Below are 23,946 nucleotides of genomic sequence, written 5' to 3' on the forward strand. Positions count from 1 at the left end.
GAGTTGCACGACTCACTCACACACAGCATCTCGATCGTCAAGCTCCAGGCCGGTGTCGCCGTCCATCTCGCCCGCAAGCGCGGCGAGGACGTGCCGCCCGCGCTCCTCGCCATCCAGGAGGCCGGCGTCGGCGGGGCTCACCTCGGCACCAGTGGCCCGCCGCGTCGATTCCCCTTCGCTGTACGGGGGTTGGTCCAGCCCGTCGGTGTACCAGTACCGCTCGCGGGCGAACGGGTAGCCGGGCAGGCCGACCTTGCGGGGCTTCGGTGCGTCGGCGTCGGCGTGCAGGCGCGCCCAGTCCACCAGCAGGCCGCTCGCCCACGCCTCGGCGAGCGGTGCCAGTTTGCCGCGCCGCGACCAGCGCACGACCGTCTCCTGGAACTCCTCGTCGGCCAGGAACTGCCCGACCGCGCCGGCCCGGCCCTCCCCGGCCCCGAGGTAGGCCCCCTGCGGCAGGCTCCTCCCGCCCGCGCAGGCGTCGAGCGCGTCCACCAGGTCGGGAAGGCCGCTGACCACCACGGCGAACCGGGCGGGCAGGGCCTCTCGGCCGACCTGAAGCGTGTAGGCGATGTCGGGCAGGTCCGTGCTGCTCCACTGCCCGGCCCGCAGCGCGTCGCCCAGCCGCCGGGCGTACGCGCGCAGGCGCTCTTCGTCGCGGGCGGAGAGTACGACGACGACGGGAACGGGGCCGCCGTGCTGTGCGGACGCCCCGGGGACGTGCTCCTCCACGTACTCCTCCACGACGACGTGCGCGTTCGTGCCGCCCGCGCCGAACGCCGAGACTCCGGCGAGTCGTGGGCGCCCCTCCCTCCTCGGCCAGGGCGCGGCGTCACGTTGCAGCACGAACGGTCCGGCCGCGAAGTCGATCTCCGGGTTGGTGCGCTCGGCGTGCAGGGTCGGCGCCAGCGTGCCGTGCCGCATCTGGAGCAGCACCTTGGTGAGGCCCGCGATGCCCGCGGCCGACTCCAGGTGGCCGATGTTCGACTTCGCCGAGCCGATGGAGCAGAAGTTCCGGTCGTCGGTGAACTCGGCGAAGGCCGCGCTCAGTCCGGCGATCTCGATCGGGTCGCCCAGCGCGGTGCCGGTGCCGTGGGCCTCGATGCATCCGATGTCGCGCGGGTCCCTGCCGGAGCGTCGCCAGGCGCCGCGGATCACCGCGGCCTGGGCGAGGGGGTTGGGCACGGTGAAGCCGTGGGTGTGGCCGCCGTGGTTGACGGCGGTGCCGCGCATCACCCCGAGCACGCGGTCGCCGTCGGCGAGGGCGTCGGCGAGCGGGCGCAGCAGCACCGCGCCGACGCCCTCACCGGGCACGTAGCCGTCGCCGCCCTCGCCGAAGCTGCGGCAACGGCCGTCGCCGGAGGCGAACTGACCCTCGCCGATCATCAGGTACTTGCTCGGGTGCAGCGACAGGTTGACGCCGCCCGCCACCGCCACGCCGCACTCCCCGCGCTGCAGGGCGGCGCAGGCGAGGTGGACGGCGGTCAGCGCCGAGGCGCACATCGTGTCGACGGTGACGCTGGGGCCGCTCGCGTCGAAGAAGTACGACACCCGGTTGGCGATGGACGCGAGGCTGCCCGGTACGACGAGAGGCTCGCCGCGCACGCCCTGCTCGGCGCCGTAGAGCTGGTACTCGGAGTACATCGCGCCCACGAACACCCCGATGTCACCGGCGTCCTCGCCCACCCGGGCGCGGGCGGCGGAGCGCAGGGCGTCCCGCGTGTAGCCGGCGTCCTCCAGCGTGGCGTGGGCGCACTGCAGGAACAGCCGTTCCTGCGGGTCCATGGTCGAGGCCGCCTTGGGCGAGATGCCGAAGAACAGTGGGTCGAACTCGTCGACCCCGTCGAGGAAGCCGCCCCACTTGCTGTAGGTCCGGCCGGGGACGCCTCGCCGCTCGTCGAAGTAGCGGTCGTGGTCCCAGCGTCCGGCCGGGATCTCGGTCACGCTGTCCCGGCCGTTCAGCAGGTTGTCCCAGAACGTGTCCAGGTCGGGCGCCCCGGGGTAGCGGCCCGCCATCCCGACGATCGCGACGGCCATGCCCTGCTCCTGCGCGGGGACCGGCTCCGGCTCCGGCTCCGGTCCCGGTTCCGGCTCCGGCTCCGGTCCCGGTTCCGGTTCCGGCTGCCGCGCGACGGCAGAGAGGCGTGCGGGAGCGACGGCCTCGGTGGGCGCCTGCTGCCCGTCCCGCTGTTCGTCGCGCGGTTCGTCTCGCGGTTCGTCTCGGGAGCCCACGACCGCGGCGAGCGCCTCGGGCTGTGTCCGCAGGAAGTGCCGGGCCAGGCCGTCGACCGTGCGCACCTCGAAGAAGAGGGTGCTGCCCACGCCGTCGAAGTCCCTGCGGACCGCTTCGGTGAGCTGGACGACGAGGATGGAGTCGATGCCGTAGCGGTCGAACGTCACATCGGCCCGGATCTCGCCGACCGGGAGGTCCAGGACCTCCGCGACGAGCGCGCGGAAATGGTCCCGGGCCAGGTCCAGCAGCCGCTCGTCACGGTCGGCGGCGGACTGCGGTGACGGCTGCGGCGCGGACTGCGGCGCGGGCCGCGGCGAGGCGGTGTCCCGGGGGCGTACGGCGTCGTCGGCCGGGGGAAGGGTGCCGCGGAAGGCGCTCACCCCGTCCGGGCGCGGCTGGCGGATCATGCCGTCGCTCTCGGCGACGATCACCTGCTGGCCGAGGTCGTCGGCGCCCTCGGCGCCCACGAAGCCGCCGTGGAACCCCACCTCCTTCAGCACCCGGAGCCAGCTTCCGGGCGCCAGGCCGGGAGATCCGGCGATCCGTGGTGCCGGGTCGTCGTAACGCCACCAGCCGTCCAGCAGACCGAAGGTGAGATGGCTGAAGAGGATGTTGTCGCTGAGCTCGTTGAGCAGCAGCAGGGAGTTCGGGCGCGCGGCGGCCTTGGCGTTGCGCAGGGTGGTGCGGATGTTGCGGGTGGCGTGCAGAACGTTGGTGGCGATCACCACGTCGTACGAGGCGGGGGTGAGCGGCTGCCCGGCCAGGGGTTTCTCGGCGTTGAAGAGCTGGGGGTCCAGGTAGGGCGCGACCGGGCCGTACGCCCTGCGCGCGTGCAGCAGGAACGCCTTGGAGATGTCGGTGTAGGTGTACGTCTCGATGCGGTCGGCCCACGGCTTCAGCCGGCGGAACACCACGGCGCTGGTGCCTCCGGTGCCCGCGCCGATCTCCAGGATGCGCAGTCGCGCGGAGGGGTCGTCGGCGAGGCGGCGTTCGACGTAGGCGACGAGGGTGTCGGCGAGGACGTCGTTGAAGTAGTCGGCGACCGGGTTGTTCTTGTAGACGCCCTCGACCAGTTCCAGGGAGGCGTTCGGGAACATGACGTCCGTGGCGGGGCGGCGGCCGGTGAGAACGGCGCGCAGGGCGCGCAGCGTCGTGTCGACCAGGACGGCCTGCGGGCGTTTGGCCTCGTCGGCCAGCCACGGGTCGCGTGCGCGGTCCCAGTCCGCCCAGGCGTCGTCGAGGGACACGGAGCGGGGGTCGACGGCCGCGTACCGGTCGTCGCCAGCACGGCGCAGCAGGCCCTCGTCGGCCAGGACGGCGAGGATGTGGGACATCCAGCGCTCGTAACGGTCGTCGATGCCGCCGACGGCACGCCACTCGTCGGCGGTGACGGCGCGGCCGTCGGCGAACAGGCCCAGCGACCGCAGCAGCGCCCAGGTGATGCGGACGAGCGCATCGTGCATGATCCCGGCGTGCCCGTCGGCCTTCACGCGCAGCCGCGCGATCTCGTCCCGCCGGTCGGGGCGGCTGTCACGCAGCGCGGTGATCAGGGACGGGACCGTGGTGGCCAGGGTGGCGGCGGGCCGGCGGGTGAGCGCGTCGGCGCCGTAGATGCCGTCGATGCTCCGGCTGTCGGTGGCCTTGAGCAGGGCGAGTTGGGGGTGCGGGGAAGCGAGCAGGGCGTCGAAGGCCGCCATGCCCTCGTCGGGCTCGATCGAGCCGAGCCCGAGCCGGCCCATGCGCTCGCGGTAGCTGTCGGCGGTGACACTGCCGACGCGGGCCCAGTAGCCCCAGTTCATCACCTTGACGGGGCAGCCGAGCCGGGGGGCGAGCTGCTCGGCGAAGGCGTCGGCGAAGGTGCAGCCGGCCGCGTAGTTGGCCTGCCCCGGCGCCTTGAAGAAGGACTGCATGGACGAGAAGAAGGCGACGAAGTCCAGCGGCTGGCCGGCGAAGACGTCGGCGAGGTTGACCGACACGTCCGCCTTGGCCGCGTACGCGGTACGGAAGCCCTCCTCGTCCATGCGGGCCAGCGTCCGGTCGCCCAGCACGAGCGCGGTGTGCAGCACCCCGCGGACCGGACCGTGCCGCCGTACGATCTCGTCGCGGGCGCGCCGGAGGGCGTCGCGGTCGGTCGCGTCCGCCTGGACGTAGTCGGGGCGCGGGCCGTGCCCCGCCAGGGCCACGGCGTCCTGGCGGGCCGCGATGTCGGCGTCGTGCGGGCTGCGGCCGATCCAGACCACCTGGGCGCCGTGACGGCGCATCATGTGCTCGGTCCACACGGTTCCGATGCCTCCGGCGCCGCCGATGGCCACGATCACACCGCCGGTCGCGGGCGGGGTGGCGGCCGTGCCCGGCTCGGGCACCTCGAGCAGCCGCTGGCGGTACCACTCGCCGTGCCGGTACGCCAGGATCTCGCCGCGCGGGTCGGCGGGGAGCGCCAGCAGATCCGGCCACGGTACGGACGTGCCGGCCCCGAGGTCGGCGACGCGGACGCGCCAGTGCGGGTACTCCTTGGCGAGCGTGCCGGCCAGGCCGTGCACACCGGCGTGGGCGGGGTCGGCGTGCGCGTCGCCCGGCAGCAGGCGTGTCTGCCGGGTGACGAGGGTCAGGCCCAGCTCGCGGGCGTCCGCGCCGTCCGCCAGGAGTGCCTTGACCAGCCGGAAGACGGCCAGTGCGGCCCGGGTGCCGGTGGCTGACGGTTCATCGGCGGCCGGGTCACCGGTCGGTGCGTCGGTCGGTGCATCCGCCACTGGCACGTCGGCCGGGGGGAGCCAGATGACGTGCTCGGTACCGGTCGGCAGCCCGGCCTGGGCATCGGCCTCGGCGTCCAGGACGGTGGCTCCGGGGTAGTGGCGGCGCAGCCCGGCCTGCTCGTCCGCGGTGCCGCCGAGGAGTACGACGCGGGCCGACGGGGCGGGCCAGTGGGGGGCGTCGGGTACGGCGGGCAGGGCGTCCCACACCGGGGCCAGCAGGGTGGCGTGCGGGGATGTGTCGGCCGTGGGCGGTGGTGTCGTGCCGGTCAGGCGTCGCGAGGTGTAGCCACGCAGGCTCACGCTGAGGCGTCCGGCGTCGTCGTACAGGTCGATGTCCACTTTGGTCACGTTCCGTCCCGCCACGGGCGCGTAGCCCTCGGTGTGGCGCAGGTGGGCCCACATGCGCTCGGTGGTGGGGGCGAGGATGTCGACGGCATCCAGCGCGAACGGCACCGCGGCGGCGCCGGGTTCCTCGGGCAGCGTGCCGTCGGCGTCGGCGTGGAGGCCGACGACGGCCTGGACGGCGCTGTCGAGCATCGCCGGATGCAGCCCGAACGCACCGTCGCGGGCGCCGTCCGGCAGGACGAGCCGGGCCAGGACCTCGCCGTCGCCGACGGCCAGGGTGTCGATGGCGCGCAGCCGGTCGCCGTGCCGGATGCCGACGCCGTCGAGGGCGGCACGGCACTGCTCCCGCGACAGGGTGCGGCGCGTGCAACGGGCCCGCAGCTCGTCCAGCGACGCGGACCCGGGCCTGTGGGAAGAGCCGGGCGAGCCGGGTGAGGTGACGCGCCCCTGGGCGTGGACGGCCGAGCCGTCGCGCAGCACCCGGAAGGCGTCACCGTCGAGGTCGACACGCAGCTCGGCGCCGTCGGCATCGGCGTCGACAGGGAACGGCGCGGGCCAGACGACATCGCGCAGGCCGACCGGCCGGAAGGAGCCCCCGCTTCGGTCGCCCGTGGCGGCACGGCGTGTGAACTCCAGCGACATCACGCCCGGCAGGACGGCCCGGCCATCCACATGGTGGTCGGCGAGGAAGAACTCCGCCCCGCTGAGCCGGACTCGGAGCGCGTTCGTGTCCGTGTCCATGCCCGTGCCCGTGCCCGCGTCCGCGTCCGTGTCCATGCCCGTGCCCGTGCCCGTGCCCACGTCCGTGCCCGTGTCCGGAGCCGCATCCAGGGCCGCATCCGGGGCCGACTGCTGCGACGGGGTGTCGGCCCAGTAGCGGCGGCGCTCGAAGGGATAGGTGGGCAGCGGCACCTGGCGGCGCACGGCGGGCGGGAAGCTCTCGGTGAACCGGTCGGCCTCGCCGCGCACATACGCCTCGGCGAGCGCGGCGGGCGCGAGCACGCGCACGCCCCCGACGGGCCTGGGCTCGGCGGCGGTCTCCCCCTGGACCACCGTGTCACCGGCGGTGCCGGACAGCCAGGCGCGCAGCCGGTCCGCCAGCGTCGGCAGGTCGGCGGCGACGACAGCCAGCCGGTGGGCGAAGTGGGAGCGCCCCGCTGCCAGGCTGTGGGCGACGGCGCCGGCGGGCAGGCCCGGCTCGCGGTCGAGGTGGCCGAGGAGCCGTTCCACGATGGCGCGGAGTGCGGACCCCGTGCGCGCCGACAGCAGGAACGCGTACTCCCCGCCCGGTTCCGCGACGTGGGCTGCCCGGTGTTCCTCCAGCACCACATGGGCGTTGGTGCCGCTGGCCCCGAAGGAGCTGACGGCCGCCCGGCGGGGGCCGCGGGCGGGTGCCGGCCAGGGCCGTGGCGCAGTGGTGACCGTGAACGGGCTGCCGTCGAGCGCGATGGCACGGTTGGCCTCGCGGAACTGCGCCGACGGCGGGATCCGCCGGTGCTCCAGGGCCAGCAGCGCCTTGATGACGCCCGCGATACCGGCGGCGAACTGCGTGTGCCCCAGGGTGGACTTGACCGAGCCCAGGACCACGCTTCCGGCCGGGGCCCCCTCGAACACCCGGCTGAGGGCACGGAACTCGATCGGGTCGCCCAGCTGCGTACCGGTGCCGTGCGCCTCGACGAGCTGGATGCCGCCCGGCTCCACCCCGCTCGTGGCGTGCACCTCACGCAGCAGCCGTTCCTGTGACGCCGCGCTGGGGGCCGTGATGCCGTTGGTGGTGCCGTCCTGGTTGAGGCCCGAACCGCGGATGACGCCATAGATGTGGTCACCGTCGCGCACGGCGTCGGCCAGCCGTTTGAGGACGACCGCACCCGCGCCCTCGCCCGGGACGAAGCCGTCGGCGCGGGAGTCGAAGCTGTGGCAGCGGCCGCTGGGCGAGAGCATGCCCGCGCGGCTGGCCGATTCGTAGAGCCGTGGGGTCGTCTGGATGAACACCCCGCCCGCGAGGGCCAGATCCGCCGCACCGGCACGCAGGTCGCGGCAGGCCAGGTGGAGCGAGACCAGCGAGCTGGAGCAGGAGGTGTCCGTGGTGAGTGCGGGGCCCCTGAGGTCGAGGTGGTAGGCGATCCGGGATGCCACGAGCGAGCCCATGGTGCCCCACAGCGCCTGCGCCGGGGGCGCGGCGGCCAGGTGCTCGTGGTAGTCCCCGGCGTAACAGCCCACGTACACACCGCAGGTGCTCTTCCGCAGCCGTTCCCCGGTGTGGCCGGCGTCCTCCAGCGCGTTCCAGCACTGTTCCAGGAAGATGCGCTGCTGCGGGTCCATGGCGGCCGCCTCGACCCCGGAGATCGCGAAGAACACGGGGTCGAACTGGTCGAAGCCGCGCACGAATCCGCCGTTCCGGCAGGTCACGTCCGGGCCGAGGGGCCAGCGGGTCACCGGCTCGACGAGGTCCGCGCCGGCCATCAGGTGGTCCCACAGGGCACGCGGGTCCTCGGCGTCGGCGTACCGGGCGGCCATGCCGATGACGGCGATGGCGTCGTCATCGGCATCGTCGGCGTCGTTCACGGCGTCAGCGGCAGCGGCAGCCGGTTCGGCGGAGAGCGTCGCCGAACCGTCCGCATCCGCGCGCAGCAGGTCGCCGTAGGTGTCGGTGATGTGCGCGTGCAGGCGCTCCACGGTGCCGTGGTCGAACAGGTCGGCGGTCTCCAGCGCGGTGCCGAGGGACGCGTTGAGGGTGTGGACCAGGTGCACACCGAGGATGGAGTCCAGGCCGTAGTCCGCGAACGGGCGACGGCGCTCGATCTCGGCGACCGGCATCTGGAGGGCTTCGCCGAGCGCGTCGAGCAGGACGGACTCGACCGACTCGGCGTTCACGGCCCGCGCCGCCGTGGAACGTCGCGCGTCCACGGCCGGTAGTACGGGCACCCCGGTCTCCGTGGTCTCCGTGGTCTTCGTGGTGGCCGCCGGGCCAGGCCAGTAACTCCGGCCGGCGAAGGGGTAGGCGGGCAGGTGGACCCGCGCGGGCGGCTCGGTGCCGGTGTCGGTGCCGGTGTGGAGGAGGGTCCAGTCCAGGGGCATGCCCTTGGCCCAGAACGCGGCCGGCTCGTCCAGGTCGCCGCGCGCGATCCACTGGGCGACGAGTTCGCGCAGTTCGTCCTGCCCGGCCAGCGTGGCCAGCGCCTCGCGGGCGGCCCTGACCCGGCCGCGCCGCCACGCGCCCTCGCCCTCGGGGTCGTCGAGGAAGGCGCGGAGCTGCTCGCGCCACTCGGCGGGTGTGGCGGCGACGCAGCACAGCCGCTCGTCCATCGCCTCGCGGCCCGTCTGCAGGGTGGCGGCGACGGCGTGCAGGTCGACCGCGGCCGGCCGGTCGTCGAGCCAGTCGGCCAGTTGCCGGGCGCGGGCCCTGAGGTCGTCGGCTGTACGTGCGGACAGCGGCAGCAGTACGGGCTGATCGGACGCGGCGGGAGACGTGGCAGGTGAGGCGGGCGGCGAGGCGGACGAGGACGGTGAGGGCGTCGTCCCGGGCGCCGTGTGACCGGCCTCCGGCGCCCGGTACTCGGCGACGATCACGTGCGCGTTGGCCCCGCCCGCGCCGAAGGAGGAGATGCCGGCCGTCCGCGGCGCGCCGTTCGCCGGACGCGGCCAGGGCGCGGCGGTGGTCTGCAGGGCGAACGGGGTCGCCGAGAAGTCGATGTCCGGGTTGGGCCGCTCGGCGTGCAGGGTGGGCGCGAACTCGCCGTGTCGCAGCTGGAGTACGGCCTTGGTGAGGCCCGCGATACCGGCGGCCGCCTCCAGGTGGCCGATGTTCGACTTCACCGAACCGAGGGCGCAGGCACCAGTCGTGGCCGCGGTCGTGCCCGTGGTCGTGCCCGTGTCGGGGGCGAAGGCCTGGGTGAGGCCGTCGATCTCGACGGGGTCGCCGAGGCGGGTGCCGGTGCCGTGCGCCTCCACGTAGCCGACGTCGGCCGCCGACACCCCCGCGCGGTCCAGCGCCTCACGGATGAGCGCCGCCTGAGCGCGCGGGTTGGGCACGGTGTAACCGTTGCTGCGACCGCCGTGGTTGACGGCGGAGCCGAGGATCACGGCGTGGACGGGGTCTCCGTCGGCCTCGGCCCGCGACAGCGGCTTCAGCAGGACGGCGCCGACGCCCTCGCCGGGCAGAAACCCGTCGCCGCCCTCGCCGAAGCTGCGGCAGTGCCCGTCGGTGGCAGGCATCCGGGAGCGACACAGTTCGACGTACGTGGAGGGGTGCAGGTAGAGGTTGACGCCGCCGGCGATGGCCAGTTCGCAGGCACCGTGGCGCAGGTGCTCGCAGGCCTCGTGCACCGCGGTCAGCGACGACGAGCACATGGTGTCGATGGGCATGCTCGGGCCGCGCAGGTCCAGCAGGTACGACACCCGGTTGGCCAGCGACGCGAAGGAGGTGCGCGGCGCCGGCGGCACCCCGTCGACCGCCGGCGGGCGGTGCCGGTCGTACCCGGTCTTGGTGATCCCGGCGAAGACGCCGACCCGCGAGCCGTGCCGCTCGGCGAGCCGCTGCCGTGTGTAGCCGGCGTCCTCCAGCACGGACCACGCGGTCTCGACGAACAGCCTCTCCTGCGGGTCCATGTCGGCGGCGTCGCGCGGCGCGATTCCGAAGAACGCGGCGTCGAACCGGTCGAAGCCGTCCAGGAAGGCGCCCCACTTGCTGTAGCTGGCGCCCTGGCTCACGGCGCGCTGCGGGTCCGGTTCGTAGAAGCCGTCCAGCGACCAGCGCTCGGCGGGGATCTCCCGGCTGCTCTCGCGGCCCGCCCGCAGGTTGTTCCACAGCGCCTGAAGGGTGGGCGCGTCCGGGTAGCGCCCGCTCAGGCCGATGATGGCGATGGGCTCGTCGGCGCGGACAGGGCGCGGACGGGGCGTTGTCCCGGCGACGGCGGGACGCGACGACCGCGGAACGGCGGCGGCCTGGGGCGCGACGGGCTGAGGGACGTCCCCGAGCCAGCGGTGGCACCCGTCGGGGTGCTCATCGGCCAGGTATCCGGCCAGGTCGTGCAGCGTCGGGTACTGGTAGAGCAGCGTCTTGGGGAGGGCGCCGAACCACCGCGCGAACCGCTGGTTGAGCCGGGTGACGGCGAGCGAGTCGATACCGAAGCTGTCCAGCGGCACGGCGGCGTCCAGCCTGGCGACGTCCAGCCGCACCGTCTCGGCGACGAGTTCCTTCAGCCGGGGCAGCACCCGCGCGCGGAGCCCCGCAGTCCCCGTAACCGTCTCCGCCTCCGCCCCCGGGGCTCCCTCGACCGGCTCGACTCCCTTGTCCATGCTGTTCTCGTCGCTCTCCTTGTCCATGACCAGCAGATGCGGTGCGTCCAGTGCGAGCGCACCGTGCAGGGCGCGCAGCGCGGTGCCCGTTTCGAGAGGGCGGCCGAACCGGGCGGTGAGCGCGGGCACGTCCTCCGCCGGAACGCTCATCCCGCCGTCCCGCCACAGCGGCCAGCCGACCGCCAGGCTCCGGCCGTGCCGCTCTCCCGCGGCGACGAGCGCGGCGCGGTGGGTCTGATACGCGTCGAGGAAGCCGTTCGCCGCGGCGTAGTCGGCCTGTCCGGCGTTGCCCAGCGTCCCGGCGGCGGAGGACAGCGCCGCCAGGAACTCCAGGCGCACCTCCCGCGTGGCCTCGTCCAGGTTCACCAGTCCGGCGGTCTTCGGCGCGAGCACCCGCTGGGCGTCCTGGTGGGACTTGCGGATCACATAGTCGTCGCTGGTCAGACCCGCCGCGTGCACGACGCCGTCGAGCCCGCCGTGCGCCCGTACGACCGCACGGACCAGCTCGGCCACTGCGCCCGGGTCGGTGACGTCCACCTGGCGGTACTCGGTCCAGGGTCCCGGCGGTCCCTCGGCCGAGCGCCCGCACACGACGATCCGGCTGCCGGGGGCGTGCCGCGCGATGTCGGCCGCGAGCAGCCGCCCGATGCCGCCCGCCCCGCCGGTGAGGAGGTAGACGCCGCCGGGCTTCCACACCGGTAAGGCCGCCTCGGGGGCCGGGGCGGCGATCCAGTCCCGTACGTGGCGGCGACCGTCGACGTACCGCACATGGTCCTGGTCCCGCCCCGAACCCTGTCCCTGGCTCTGCCCCTGCTCCTGCCCCTGCCCCTGCCCCTGCCCGGCCTCGACGTCCAGCACATCGGCGAGTTCGTCGCCCGAGGGCCACCGGACGAACTCGATCAGCCGGCCGTGCAGCGCGGGGTCCTCCTGGGTGGCCGTGCGCAGCATGCCGATGAGCCCGGCGTAGCCGTTCCGCGTCCCCTCCCGGCACACGACCTGCACCTGGCGGGGGCCGCCGGTCGGCCGGTCGAGCAGGCGCTGCAACTCTCCGAGCAGGCGGGTCGCCGCGTGCTCGTAGGCAGCGGCGGGCCCGTCATCCCGGCTGTCCACCCGGGCGAAGGACACACCGGGCAGCCGTCGGCGCAGAACGGCGGCGGCCTCGTCGGGCACGTCGCACAGCACGACCAGCCGCCGCGCGCCCGTCACAGTGGCCCGCCCCAGCGCCGGTTCGTCGCGCCACGTCGGGACACGAAGGATGGTTCGACTCATGTTCCGTTCCGTTTCGGGTTCGCAGGGCAGCCTCGGCCGCCTGATCGGGGCGGAGGGGGTGAAGGCGGGGTCCTTCGGTCAGTCGCCGCTCAGGGCGTGCGGGTCGGCGCGGCCGTCGAGGATCGCGTCGAGCAGCGCCGCCCGGGCCCCGGCGTCGAACGCGGTCCGGGGCGGCGGCGCGGGAGGCTCGTCGCTCGCGGGCACCCAGTGGCGGACACGCGCGAACGGGTACGAGGGCAGCCGTACGGTGCGCCGCTCGCCGGTGGAGTGCAGGGCCCGCCAGTCGACGAGCCTGCCCTCGCACCACAGGGCCGCCACCGTGTCGAGCCGTCCCTCCCGCAGCGCCTGCGTCACCTCGGGGTCCTGCGCGGGCTCGCGCCGTACGCCGGAGCCGCGGGACCGCCGCAGGGCGCCGGAGTGCAGGCCGGACGTCTCGTCTCCGGCGAGGAACCGGTTCAGGGCGCCGAGGACCTCGCCGATGTTTCCGGCGACGAAGGCGAGCCGCCGTTCCATGGCCTCCCGGCCGACCTGGAGGGTGAACGCCAGGTCCGCCGGATCAGGGGTTCCTCCGTGGTGGCGGGCCCCTTCGAGGAAGTCCCGCAGCCGTCCGGCCGACGCGCGCAGCCGGTCGCCGTCCCGGGCGGACAGCACGATCAGCTGGGGTGGGGCCGTGCGCGTCGGCCCGGTGCGTGGCTCGGTCTGCTGCGCGGGTGGCGCTTCGAGGACGACGTGGGCGTTGGCGCCGCCGAAGCCGAAGCTGCTCACCCCGGCCCGCAGCGGCCACTCCCGCCCCTCGGGGTCACGGCGCCGGGTCCAGGGTCGCAGCTCGCGCACGACGTCGAAGCCTTCGTCGGCGAGCGGGAGTTGGGGGTTGAGCCGGTCGCAGTGCAGGGTCGGCGGCAGCTCGCCGTGGCGCATGGCGAGCAGCACCTTCAGTACCCCGGCCAGGCCCGCGGCCGCCTCCAGGTGGCCGATGTTGGTCTTCACCGAGCCGAGCGCGCACGGCTGCTGCGCGCGGGCGGGCCTGCCGTGAGCTGCGCGGAGGGCGCCGTAGGCACGGGCGAGGGCGTTCACCTCGACGGGGTCGCCCAGCGCGGTGCCGGTGCCGTGGGCCTCGACGTAGCCGATGCTGTCGGGGTCGATGCCGCGCATGGCGTCCTGGATCAGGTCGGCCTGCGCCCTGCCGTTGGGGGCGGTGAGGGAACCGGCCCGCCCGCCGTGGTTCTCGGCGCTGCCGCGGACGACGCCCCAGATGGCGTCGCCGTCCCGGCGTGCCTGCGCGAGCGGCTTGAGCAGGACGGCGGCGACGCCCTCGGAGCGGACGTAGCCGTCGGCGTCCGCGGAGAAGGTCTTGCAGCGGCCGTCCGGGCTGAGCATCCCGGCCAGCTGCGTGGCGGCGAAGGTGTCGACGCTCAGCAGCAGGTTGACGCCGCCCGCGACGGCCATGTCGCAACGGCCGGACCGGATGCTCTCCACCGCCCGGTGCAGTGCGACGAGCGAGCTGGAGCAGGCCGTGTCGACCGGTTCGCTCGGCCCGTGCACGTCCAGGAGGAAGGAGATCCGGTTGGCGAGCATGGAGTGCGCGTTGCCGGTGGCGGTGAAGGCGTCGGGGGCCACCCCGCTCGCATTGAGCAGGTGGTGGTAGTCGCTGCCCGAGACCCCGAAGTAGACAGCGGTGTTCGCGGGCAGCCGGGCCGGGGCGTAGCCGCCGTTCTCCAGCGCGGCCCACACGGTCTCCAGCGCCAGCCGGTGCTGGGGGTCCATCAGCTCGGCCTCGAGCGGCGACAGGGAGAAGAAGTCGGCGTCGAAGCGGTCCACATCGGCGATCCGGCCCGCGAACTTCGGGAAGTCGGCCTTCGCCACGACGCCGGCGTAACGCTCGTCGAAGCGGTCGCCGGGGTAGTCGGCGATCAGGTCGGCGCCCGCGCGCAACCGCTGCCAGAAGGTGTCCAGGTCCTCAGCACCGGGGAACCGTCCCGCGGCGCCGACGATCGCCACGGCGTCGTCGTCGGGCAGGGGACGGGTCGCGGACACCGGCACTGGCACCGGCACCGGCACCGGCTCGGCCCCATGAGTGGGCTCGGGTTGTGCCAGAGGTGCAGGAGGTGCAGGAGGTGCAGGAGGTGCCGGGGTCGGCTCCTCGGGGGCGGCCGGAACGGTGAGCCGCGCGCCGTAACGGTCCAGGAGATGTTCCGTGAGGCTGCGGATGTCGGGGCACTCGTAGAAGAGCGCCGGGCTGAGGTTCGCGCCGAGCACGCCGCCCAGTTCCGCCGCCAGTTGGGCGAGCGCGATGGACTCGAAGCCGTACGCGTGGAAGTACGTGTCGTCGTCGATGTCGCCGAGGTCGGCTTTCAGCAGATCCGCGACGGTCTCCCGCACGATCCGGACGAGTGCCGCCTCCCGGTCCCCGGCCACGGTCGCGGCCACGGGCACGGGCACAGTCGCGGCCACGGGCACGGGCACGGGCTGCCGCTCCTCATGGCCGGACGGCAGGGGCTCGGGCACAACGGCCACGGACTCACGCACGGACTCAGGCACGGACTTGGGCACGGACTTGGGCACGGACTCACGCACGGACTTGGACGCCACCTCAGGCGCCACCTCGGCCACGGACTTGGACGCCACCCCAGGCGCCACCTCGGCCACGGACTTGGACGCCACCCCAGGCGCCACCTCGGCCACGGACTTGGACGCCACCCCAGGCGCCACCTCGGCCACGGGCATCACGGCCACCGGCCTGGATACCGCCTCGCCCCGGAGAGCCGGCGGCAACGGCGCGCCGGTGAACTCGGCTTCCTCGACCCGGCCCAGCGTCCGGCCGTCCTCGTCGAGGAAGGCCGCCTGGAACACGGCGTCGGAGGTCCGGGTCAGCAGGATCGCCCAGGTGCGCGCCAGGTCCTCGCCGTAGGCGGCGGCGACCGCCGAGACGGTCAACTCCGCACGGCCCAGCGCGTGCTGGACGCCCTGGACCAGCCCGGCGAGCACCCACGCCGGGATGTGCACGTTCTGTTTGTGCGGGTCCTGGCACAGGGGCGGCTCGGCGACCCGTACCAGCAGCCGCCGCCCGTCGAGGACCGTGACGCCCTCGACGGCGCGTGCGTACGGCCGGGCGTCGACGCCGAGCGCGGACAGCCCCGCGTAGAAACCGTCCCCGTCGATCGTCGCCGACGCCGGCGGGACCTGCGGCTCCGCGGCCGGCTCGGGCGTCGCCCCCGGTACGACGTCGGCGGCGAACCGCAGCGTGGACTCACCGGCGTGCCACAGCTCGACGCGGTGCGTACCGGAACCCGAGGTGCCGATCCGCCACTCGAACGTCTCCGGCGCCTCGGCGGGCGACGGCAGCGCGGCCCACCGCGCGTTCCGGAGCAGCAGCGGCCCCGTCAGCCCGGAGAGCCGGGCGAACGCCAGCGCCGCGTCCAGCAGGGCAGGGGTGAGATAGCGGCGGTCACGGCCGACGGAGTAGACGTAGTCGAGCAGGTCCTCCCCGCGCGGCTGGAGCGCGTAGCGCACCCCGTGCAGATCCGAGCGGTTGGCGCCGACCCACGGGTGGGCCCGCCCGGTGAGGGACAACGGCCTCAGCACGCTCGGCGCGTCGTCGTACTCGGGGTACCAGCAGCGGACCTTGTCGAACGGGTAGCCGGGCAGCGACACCTTGGCGGGGCGGTTGCCCGGGGGCCACAGCAGGTCCCAGTCGAGGCTCGCGCCCGCCACCCAGTGCCGGGCGAGTCCGTGGGGATCCGCCTCCCGCAGGGCCTGTGCGACGGCCTCCGGGTCGGCGGTCCGCCGCTGCCGCAGCGTGCTCGCGTTGAAGTGCGTGTCCGCGGCCACCTCGGGGGTCTCGGCCTCCCAGTCCACGTCGAGCAGACCGGTCAGCCGGGACCGGACGTCGGCGAGGTCGTGCGCGACGAACGCCAGACGGCACGGCAGCTCGTTCTTGCCGGTCTGCAGGGTGTACGCGAGCGCGTCCGGACCGGGAGCGGTGTCCCGTACGTACGTCAGCATCGAGCGCAGCACCCGGCCCAGAGCCTTGGGCGTCATGGCGGAGAACACCATCAGTCGCGGGGAGCCGCTGCTCTCGGTGTTGTGCTCGCTGTGCACGGTGTGCTCGGTGTGCTCGGTGTGCACGGTGTGCTCCTCCACGACGAGGTGCACGTTGACGCCACCCGCCCCGATGGAGGTGACGCCCGCGCGGCGCGGCACCGGCTCGCCGCCGACCACGGGACGCCGCCACTCCTCACGGCGGCGCTGCACGGTGAACGGTGTCCTGTCGAAGTCGATCGCGGAGCTGAGCGTCTCCGCGTGCAGGGACGGCGCCAGCGTGCGGTGCTTGAGCTGGAGCAGCACCTTGGTCAGACCGGCGATCCCCGATCCGGACAGCAGGTGCGCGATGTTGGACTTGACCGAGCCGATCGCGCAGAACCCCAGTTCCTGGGTGTCGCGGCCGAACGCGAGGCTCGCGCCCTTGATCTCGATCGGGTCGCCCAGGGAGGTCGCCGAGCCGTGGCCCTCCAGATAGCTGATGGTGCGCGCGTCCACGGCGGCGTCGTCGAGTGCCTTCTCGATGGCGCGCGCCTGCTGGTGCGGGCTGGGCACCGTGAAGCCGTTGCGCACCCCGGCGTTGGTCATGCCGCTGCCCTTGATGACGCCGTAGACGTGGTCGCCGTCGGCGACGGCCTCGGCCAGCGGTTTGAGCACGAGCATGCCCACGCCCTCGCCGAGGATCGTCCCGTCGGCGCCGAGCCCGTAACTGCGCACGACCTCGGCCGACTTGGTGGTGAAGTGCGCCTGCGAGGTGGCGATCAGGTCGTAGGGGTGCAGCATCAGGTTGACGCCGCCGACGAGGGCCATACGGCACTCCCCGCCGCGCAGCATGCGCACCGCCTGGTGCACGCACGCGGACGACGACGCACACATCGTGTCGAGGTACATCGACGGCCCGGTGAACCCGTAGTAGTACGACAGCATGTTGGCCATCACGCCGATCTCGCTGCCGCTGGTCGCGGTGCCGCGCATCAGCATGTTCTGGAAGCCGTAGAGCGCGTAGCTGTTGTTCATCGAGCCGACGAGGACGCCGACGTCGCCGTCATAGCGGCGGCGTAGCGTCTCCCGCGAGTAGCCCGCGTCCTCCAGCGCCGTCACACCCGCCTGCATCAGCAGCCGGACCTCGGGGGACAGCAGTTCGGCGTCGCGCTGGGAGATGGAGAAGTAGCGCGGGTCGAACGCCTCGACGTCCCGCAGGAACGTGCCGGTCCTGACGACCGTCTTGCCCTGCACGTCACGTTCGTCGAAGTAGATGTCGCTGTGCCGCCAGCGCGACCGCGGCACCGGTTCGAAGCTGTGCCGGCCCTCGCTCAGCAGGGTCCAGAACTCCTCCAGCGTGTCGGCGCCCGGGTACCGCCCGGCCATTCCGATCACGGCGATGTCGTGCCGCGCGGGGGCGGCGGGACGAACGGGGTCGGCGGGACGAGCGGCGGCATGCACCACGGTGGCCATAGCCGTAGCCGTGGCCGTGGCCGTGGCCGCGGGTGCGGGTGCGGGTGCGGGTGCGGGGACAGCCGGAGCCTCGGCCGCGGGCCCGTCCGTGACCTCGGGTGACGGCTCCTGCGCGGCGAACACGTCCACGAGCCGGTCGCGGTGCTCGGCCAGGAAGTAGTCCGCCACGCCCTTCAGGTCGACGTACTCGAAGAACAGCGTCTTGGGCAGCGACCCGAACGTGTCCTCCAGCCTGCTCGTCAGGTCGACGATGGCGATCGAGTCGATGCCGTACGTCTCCAGCCTCTCGTCGACGAGGATGCGCTCCGCGGCCTGCCCGGTCACCTCGGCGAACAGCTCTCGCAGCAGGTCGTGCGTCCGCGCGGCCAGGGCGCGGTCGTCCAGGGCGGTGGCCGGAGCCTTCTGGTCCCCGCCGCGCGGAGGAGCAGGCCGCGCGGGCCGGTCGAGGCCCGCATACGTCCGCAGCTTCGGCCGCTCCCCGTGGAGGACCACGCGGCGGGCCGGACCCTCGGTGCGCAGCGCGCGCTCCAGCGCGTCCAGCCCGGCCTCGGCCGGCAGGGGGACGGTGCCGGTGCGCTTGCGCAGATAGGCCAGGCTCGTATCGTCGATCCGCATGCCTCCGTCGGCCCAGAGCGGCCAGTCGACCGCCCGGGTCACCCGGCCGGAGGACTGCCGGCGCGCGGCGAACGCGTCGAGGAAGGCGTTGGCCGCGGCGTAGTCGGCCTGCGCGGCGTTGCCGAACGCGCCCGCGACGGAACCGAACAGCATCAGGAAGTCCAGGGCGTGGTCGCGGATCGCGGCGTCGATGTGCGCGGCACCGTCCACCTTGGCGGCGAGCACGGCCGCCGTACGTTCCAGTGGCTTGTTGACGAGGTAGTCGTCGTCGAGGACCCCGGCCGCGTGGAACACCCCGTCGAGCCTGCCGTGCTCCGCGACGATGGCCGCCACCGTGGCCCGTACGCTCTGCGCGTCGGTCACGTCCGTACGGCGGTGCACCACCGTGCCCTGGGACAGGCGCGTCCCCAGCGCGTCGATCTCCTCGCCGCGCTCCGACCGGCCGCCGACGACGACCGTCGCGCCGTACCGCTCGCACAGGCGCTCCGCCAGCAGCCGGCCGATACCGCCCGCGCCGCCGGTGATCCAGTAGACACCGCCGTCGCGCAGCAGGTTCTCGCCGGTGTCGGTCGGGGGCAGTTCGACGGTCCGGTGGCGCAGCCGGCGTCCACCGGTGTCGTAACAGACCTCCGCGTCGTCCTGAGCGGCGGCCTCCGCCCGTACGACGCGCTCGAAGCGTTCGGTGTCGCGGGAGTCGCACCCGTCGAGGAGCACGAGGGAGCCCGTGAACGAGGGGTTCTCCTGGTGCGCGGTCTTCAGCAGCGCCGCCAGCGGTGCGAAGACCGGCGAGTCGGGCCGGCCGGGCGCGACCACGAGCACGCGCCGCCCTTCGCCCGCCAGCCGCCGCACATGGGGGTAGCAGGCCTCGAAGGCCGCCTTCATGGCAGCGGCGTCACCATCGCCATCGCCGTGGGGAACCGTCAAGTGAAGGACGTCCATCCCCAGCCGGGCGGCGCTCGCCTGCACCAGATCCCTGTCCAGTACGGCGTTCAGCACCGTCACCGGTCCGGCCGGCGCACCCTCCGATGCGCCCTCCGATGCGCCCTCCGGGGCCTCGGCCGGGGACCAGACCCCGGTGACCTCGAAGATCTCCGCCTCCGTCTCCGCGGCGGGGTCCGCGGTCCCGGCGGCCGGCAGCGCCCGTGAGGAGTAACCACTGAAGCTGACACATAGTCGGCCGCTCTCGTCGAACAGGTCGACGTCGATCCTGGTCGCACCCGGCCGGGTTCCCTCAGCGGGCCGCAGCCAGGCCCACATGGTCGCCGTCGTGGGCGCGTGCGCGGCGAGGCCGTCCAGCGCGAACGGCACCTCGGGCGCGGACGGCATACGCCAGCCGCCGTCGGCCGGGCCGAGGGCCAGGGCCGTGAACAGGGCGCTGTCGAGGACCGCGGGTTGCAGCGCCAGGTCCGCCGGGGCCTCGGCGGGCAGCCTGAGTTCGGCCAGCACTCCGTCCGGTCCGCGGTGCACCGCGTGCACGGCGCGCAGCGCGGGGCCGTGCACGATGCCGCCGGAGCGCAGCGCGGCGTACCCCTCAGCGGCGTCGAGGCGCTCGGGGAACCTCTCGCGCAGGGTGTTCAGGTCGGTCTCCCCGGCCGGGGCGGCGCCGTACTCGATGCGGCCGCTGGTGTACGGGGTGCCCTGCTCGCCGGTGATCGCGTAGTCGTAGCCGTCGCCCGCGGCGGTCAGCCGGAGCCGCGTGGACAGACCGGCACCGTCGACGAGCAACGGCCGGATCCACACGGCGTTGCGCAGACGCGGCGGCTGCCCGGCGCGGGGGCCCGCGACGGCCGGCTGCCCGGCCGCGGCCGTGGCGAGTGCGAGCGCCACGACGCCGGGGACGATGTGGGCGCCGTTGACGAGGTGGTCCCGTACGAAGCCCTGCGCGGTGTCGAACCGCACGGGGAACGACCAGTCGCCACCGTCCTTCCGGCCCTCTCCGAGCAACGTCCCGGCGGTACCGCCCTGCCGCTCCTCTCCGCGCACCGGCTCGGGGGTACCGGCGGCCGGTGTCCGCAGCTGCGGCGCGTCCGGCCGGAACCAGTGGGGCGTGCGCGCGAACGCATAGCCCGGCAGATGCACGCGGGTGCCCTGCTCCGGCCAGTGCGCCCAGTCGACCGGAAGGCCCTGGGCCCAGGCCGTCGCGAACTTGTCCGCCCGCCCCTGCTCCAGCCAGCGGTCGGCCAGGGCGGTCAGGTCGTCCGCGTCCAGCCCGTCGGGGGCGCTCGCGTCGGCCCGGCCGTACGGGCAGCCCGACGGCGGCTTCTCCCCCGCGGCCACGCGCTCCAGCTGGTCCGCCCACTCCTCGGGCGTGCCCGCCCGGAACACCACCCGCTCGCGCAGGGGCACCCGGCCCTCGCGGAGGGTGCGCGCCACGTCGGTCAGGGACGGCGGATCGTTCTCGGCGACACGGCCCCGGACCCAGTGGGCCAGGGTGCCGCACAGCTCCCGCAGGCGGTCCGCGTCCAGGGCCGACACCGGCAGCCACTGTTCCGCGGTGTCCTCGGTGGCGGGGAGCGGGTCGGCGGACTCCAGCAGCACATGGGCGTTGGTTCCGCCGAACCCGAACGAGCTGACGCCCGCGCGCAGCGGTCCGGGGCCCTCGGTGGTCCAGTCGGTGAGGCGGTCCACCACGTACAGAGGGCTGCCGTCCAGCTTGGCGAGGGGGTTGAGCCTGCGGAAGTTGACGGTCCCGGGCAGCTTGCGGTGGCGCATGGCGAGGATCACCTTGAGCATGCCCGCCACTCCGGCGGCGCCCTCCAGGTGGCCGATGTTGGTCTTCACCGAGCCGATACCGCACCGGTGCGCCGGAGCGCTCCCCTCGGCCTCGGACCGATCCGCTCCCTCCGGCCGGCCCGCGCCCTCGGACCGACCCGCGTCCTCGGACCGACCCGCACCCTCCCCCCGCTCCCCGCTCAGTGCCGCGAAGGCCTGCTTCAGGCCGCGGATCTCGATCGGGTCCCCGACCGGCGTGCCGGTGCCGTGCGTCTCGACGTAACTGACGCTCTCGGGGGCGATGCCCGCGCGACGGTACACATCGGTGATCAGCTCGGCCTGCGCCGCGGGGTTGGTGACCGTCAGCGAACTGGTCCGGCCTCCGTGGTTGGTGCCGATTCCCTTGATCAGCGCGTACACGGGGTCACCGGCGCGGCGGGCGTCGGCGGCCCGTTTGAGCATCAGGACGCCGCCGCCCTCACCGCGTACGTATCCGTTGGCGTCCGCGTCGAACGTCCGGCTGAGGCCGTGGGGCGAGAGCATGCCCGCCTTGGCGAAGGCGATGAAGTGCCGGGGAGACCAGGTCAGGTTGACGCCGCCGGCGAGCGCGTGGTCGCAGTCGCCTGCCTTGAGGGCCTGAACCGCCTGCTGCACCGCCACCAGCGAGCTGGAGCAGGCCGTGTCGTTGACGACGCTGGGACCGTGGAAGTCGAAGTGGTGCGACACCCGGTTGGCGATGATCGAGTAGGCCGTGCCCGTCGGGTAGTAGGCGTCGATCTCCTCGACCTGCTGCTCGATCAGCTCCGCGTAGTCCCAGTGGCAGACGCCCATGAAGACCCCGGTGCGCGACCCCGCGAGCAGGTCGGCCCGGTACCCGGCGTCCTCCAGCGCGTGCCAGCTCAGCTCCAGGGCGAGCCGCTGCTGCGGGTCCATGGACTGCGCCTCGCGCGGGGAGATGCGGAAGAAGTCCGCGTCGAAGCAGTCGATGTCGTCGACGAAGCCTCCCCAGACGCTGTTGGTCTTGTTGAACTCCCGGCGCGGGTGGCCGAGGTGGTCCTCCTTGCGCCAGCGGCGGGCCGGCACCTCGCTGATCAGCGAGCGGCCCTCGGCCAGGTGGTCCCAGAACTCCTCCGGGGTACGGGAGCCGGGCAGCCGCAGGGAGAGACCGACAACGGCGATGTCCTGGTCGTCGGCGGTCACGGCGATGTCCTCGTCATCGGCGGGGACTCCGGATTCGTTCTGCATCACACGCTCTCCGTTCGGGCCGACAGGGCGCTGCCGCGCCGGTCGACGACGTGCAGGGGGACACCGAGCGGAGCGTCGCGGCGGGCGAGCCCGCGCACGTACCAGTGGTGGAGCCAGACCGTCGAGGCCAGGAGGACGAACGCCTGGTTCTCCTTGGTGCCGATCCGCTCCGGAGGTCCCTCGAAGACCCGGTCGGTGAACCTCCGGACGAAGCGCGTGTCGAGCACGCCGATGTCGTCGAGGGTGCCGGGATCGGTGAGGATGTCCCGGTAGTCCGGGCGGGACCGTACGAACGCCGCGCTGTCGGGGGCGCGGTAGGGGAACTTCCCCTTCTTCACGATCCGTTCCGGCAATACGTCTTCGTAGGCGCGCTTGAGCAGGTACTTCTCGTCGTCCGGATCGCCGAACCGCAGGTTGAGCGAGGCGGCCCGGCGGAGCACGGCGGGGTCGAGGAAAGGGCAGCGGTTCTCCACACCGTGCGCCAGGGTCATCCGCTCGCCCTGCGTGGACAGCAGGTAGCCGCTGAGCAGGGTCCTGAACTCCAGCCACTGCGCCTTGTGCACCGGGGACAGCTCCGCGTACCCGGGCTCCTGGGCCACGAGCTGCCGGGCCGCCGCGAACGGATCGCCCGCGTTCCTGAGCAGGCGGACGGCGAACCGGCCGTTCTGGAACCGCATCTGGTGCGAGAACAGTCCGGGCAGGCTCTCCTCGGTGAACTGCTGGTACAGGCCGAGCATCCGGCGGTGGCCGTCCTCGCCGCTGAGGTGGCGCAGATAGGGGTAGACACGGCTCAGCCGGCTCAGCCGTGCGTCGTTGTCCAGCGTGTGCCATTCGGCGAGCAGCCGGGTGTCCTTGAAGATCCCGTAGCCGAGGAACGCCTCATCGGCGCCCTCACCGCTGAGGACGACCTTGACGCCTTCGTCGCGCACATGGCGGGCCAGCAGATACATCGGTACGAAGGCGGTGCGGAAGACGGGCACCTCGGCGTGCCGGACCGCGTCGGGGAAGGCCTCGACGATGTCGGAGTCGGCCACGCGCACGGTGGAGTGGCGGGTCCCCAGGCGTGCCGCCAGCTCGTTCTGCTCGGCCGACTCGTCGAACTCGACGTCCTCGAACTCCACGGAGAAGGTGCGTAGTTGACCGTCCGTGCGCTGTGCGGCGAGGTGGGCGATGATCGACGAGTCCAGTCCACCGGACGCGAACACCCCGACCTCGACGTCGCTGCGCAGCCGTACGTCGACGGCGGCCTCAAGCTCCGCCCGGACCAGCTCGACGGCCTCCTGCTCGCTCCGCGGTGCCGGGCCGGGCGTCAGGTCGAGCGTGGCCCAGCGGCCCCGCCGGACCTCGTCGCCGCGGACGGACAGGTACTCGCCCATCGGGATCTGCTCGATCCCGCGGTAGCCGCTCTGCCCCGGCAGCGGGGTCCAGGTGGCGAAGACGGACGACAGTTGCTGTTCGTCGAACTCGAACCGGAAGCCGGGGTAGGCGAGGAACGCCTTCATCTCGGAGGCGAACAGCCACGCGCCCCCGTGCCGGGCCACGAACAGCGGCCGCTTGCCGAAGCGGTCGCGGACCAGGTGCAGTTCGCCGGAGACGCTGTCGTAGACCGCGAACGCGAAGGCGCCGTTGAACCGCGGCAGACAGTCGTGCCCCCACGTCGCCCAGGCGGCCAGGACGACCTCGGTGTCGGACTCGGTGCGGAAGACGAAGCCGCGGGCGGTCAGGTCGTCGCGCAGTTCCCGGTAGTTGTAGAGCTCGCCGTTGTAGCAGAGCCAGTAGCGGCCGTCGGGGCTGCCGATCGGCTGGGAGCCGGTGGACAGGTCGATGATGCTCAGCCGCACGGTGCCCATGGCGAGCCGGTCGTCGAGGAAGCAGCCCGCCTCGTCGGGGCCTCGGTGCTCGATCTGGGCGAGCATGCCGTGGATCAGGTCCGGGTACTCCAGCGGGGGCAGGGCGCTGCGGTAGAAGCCGGCGATGCCGCACATG

General features: G+C 73.6%; 2 protein-coding genes and 2 pseudogenes. 1 reads left to right on the forward strand and 3 read right to left on the reverse strand.

The window, feature by feature from the left end; genetic code table 11:
- Positions 1 to 123: pseudogene (locus FPZ41_RS48305) on the forward strand (histidine kinase); the annotation flags it as partial.
- 351 nt (positions 124 to 474) lie between these two features.
- Here FPZ41_RS48305 and FPZ41_RS47085 read toward each other — a convergent pair.
- From FPZ41_RS47085 to asnB, 3 genes and pseudogenes are all read right to left on the reverse strand, one after another.
- A pseudogene (locus tag FPZ41_RS47085) lies at positions 475 to 11,895 on the reverse strand (SDR family NAD(P)-dependent oxidoreductase); the annotation flags it as partial.
- A 78-nt stretch (positions 11,896 to 11,973) separates the two neighbouring features.
- Complete coding sequence (locus tag FPZ41_RS16665) at positions 11,974 to 21,960, reverse strand: SDR family NAD(P)-dependent oxidoreductase (RefSeq protein WP_152863389.1); 9,987 nt, start codon at positions 21,958 to 21,960, stop codon at positions 11,974 to 11,976.
- Positions 21,960 to 23,945 (reverse strand): asparagine synthase (glutamine-hydrolyzing), encoded by a 1,986-nt coding sequence (asnB, locus tag FPZ41_RS16670; RefSeq protein ID WP_152863391.1) that lies wholly within the window; start codon positions 23,943 to 23,945, stop codon positions 21,960 to 21,962. Before asnB ends, FPZ41_RS16665 begins: the two co-directional genes overlap by 1 nt.
- Position 23,946 lies beyond the last annotated feature (1 nt).

Source organism: Streptomyces acidicola, from assembly GCF_009377235.1.
Lineage (GTDB): Bacteria > Actinomycetota > Actinomycetes > Streptomycetales > Streptomycetaceae > Streptomyces > Streptomyces acidicola.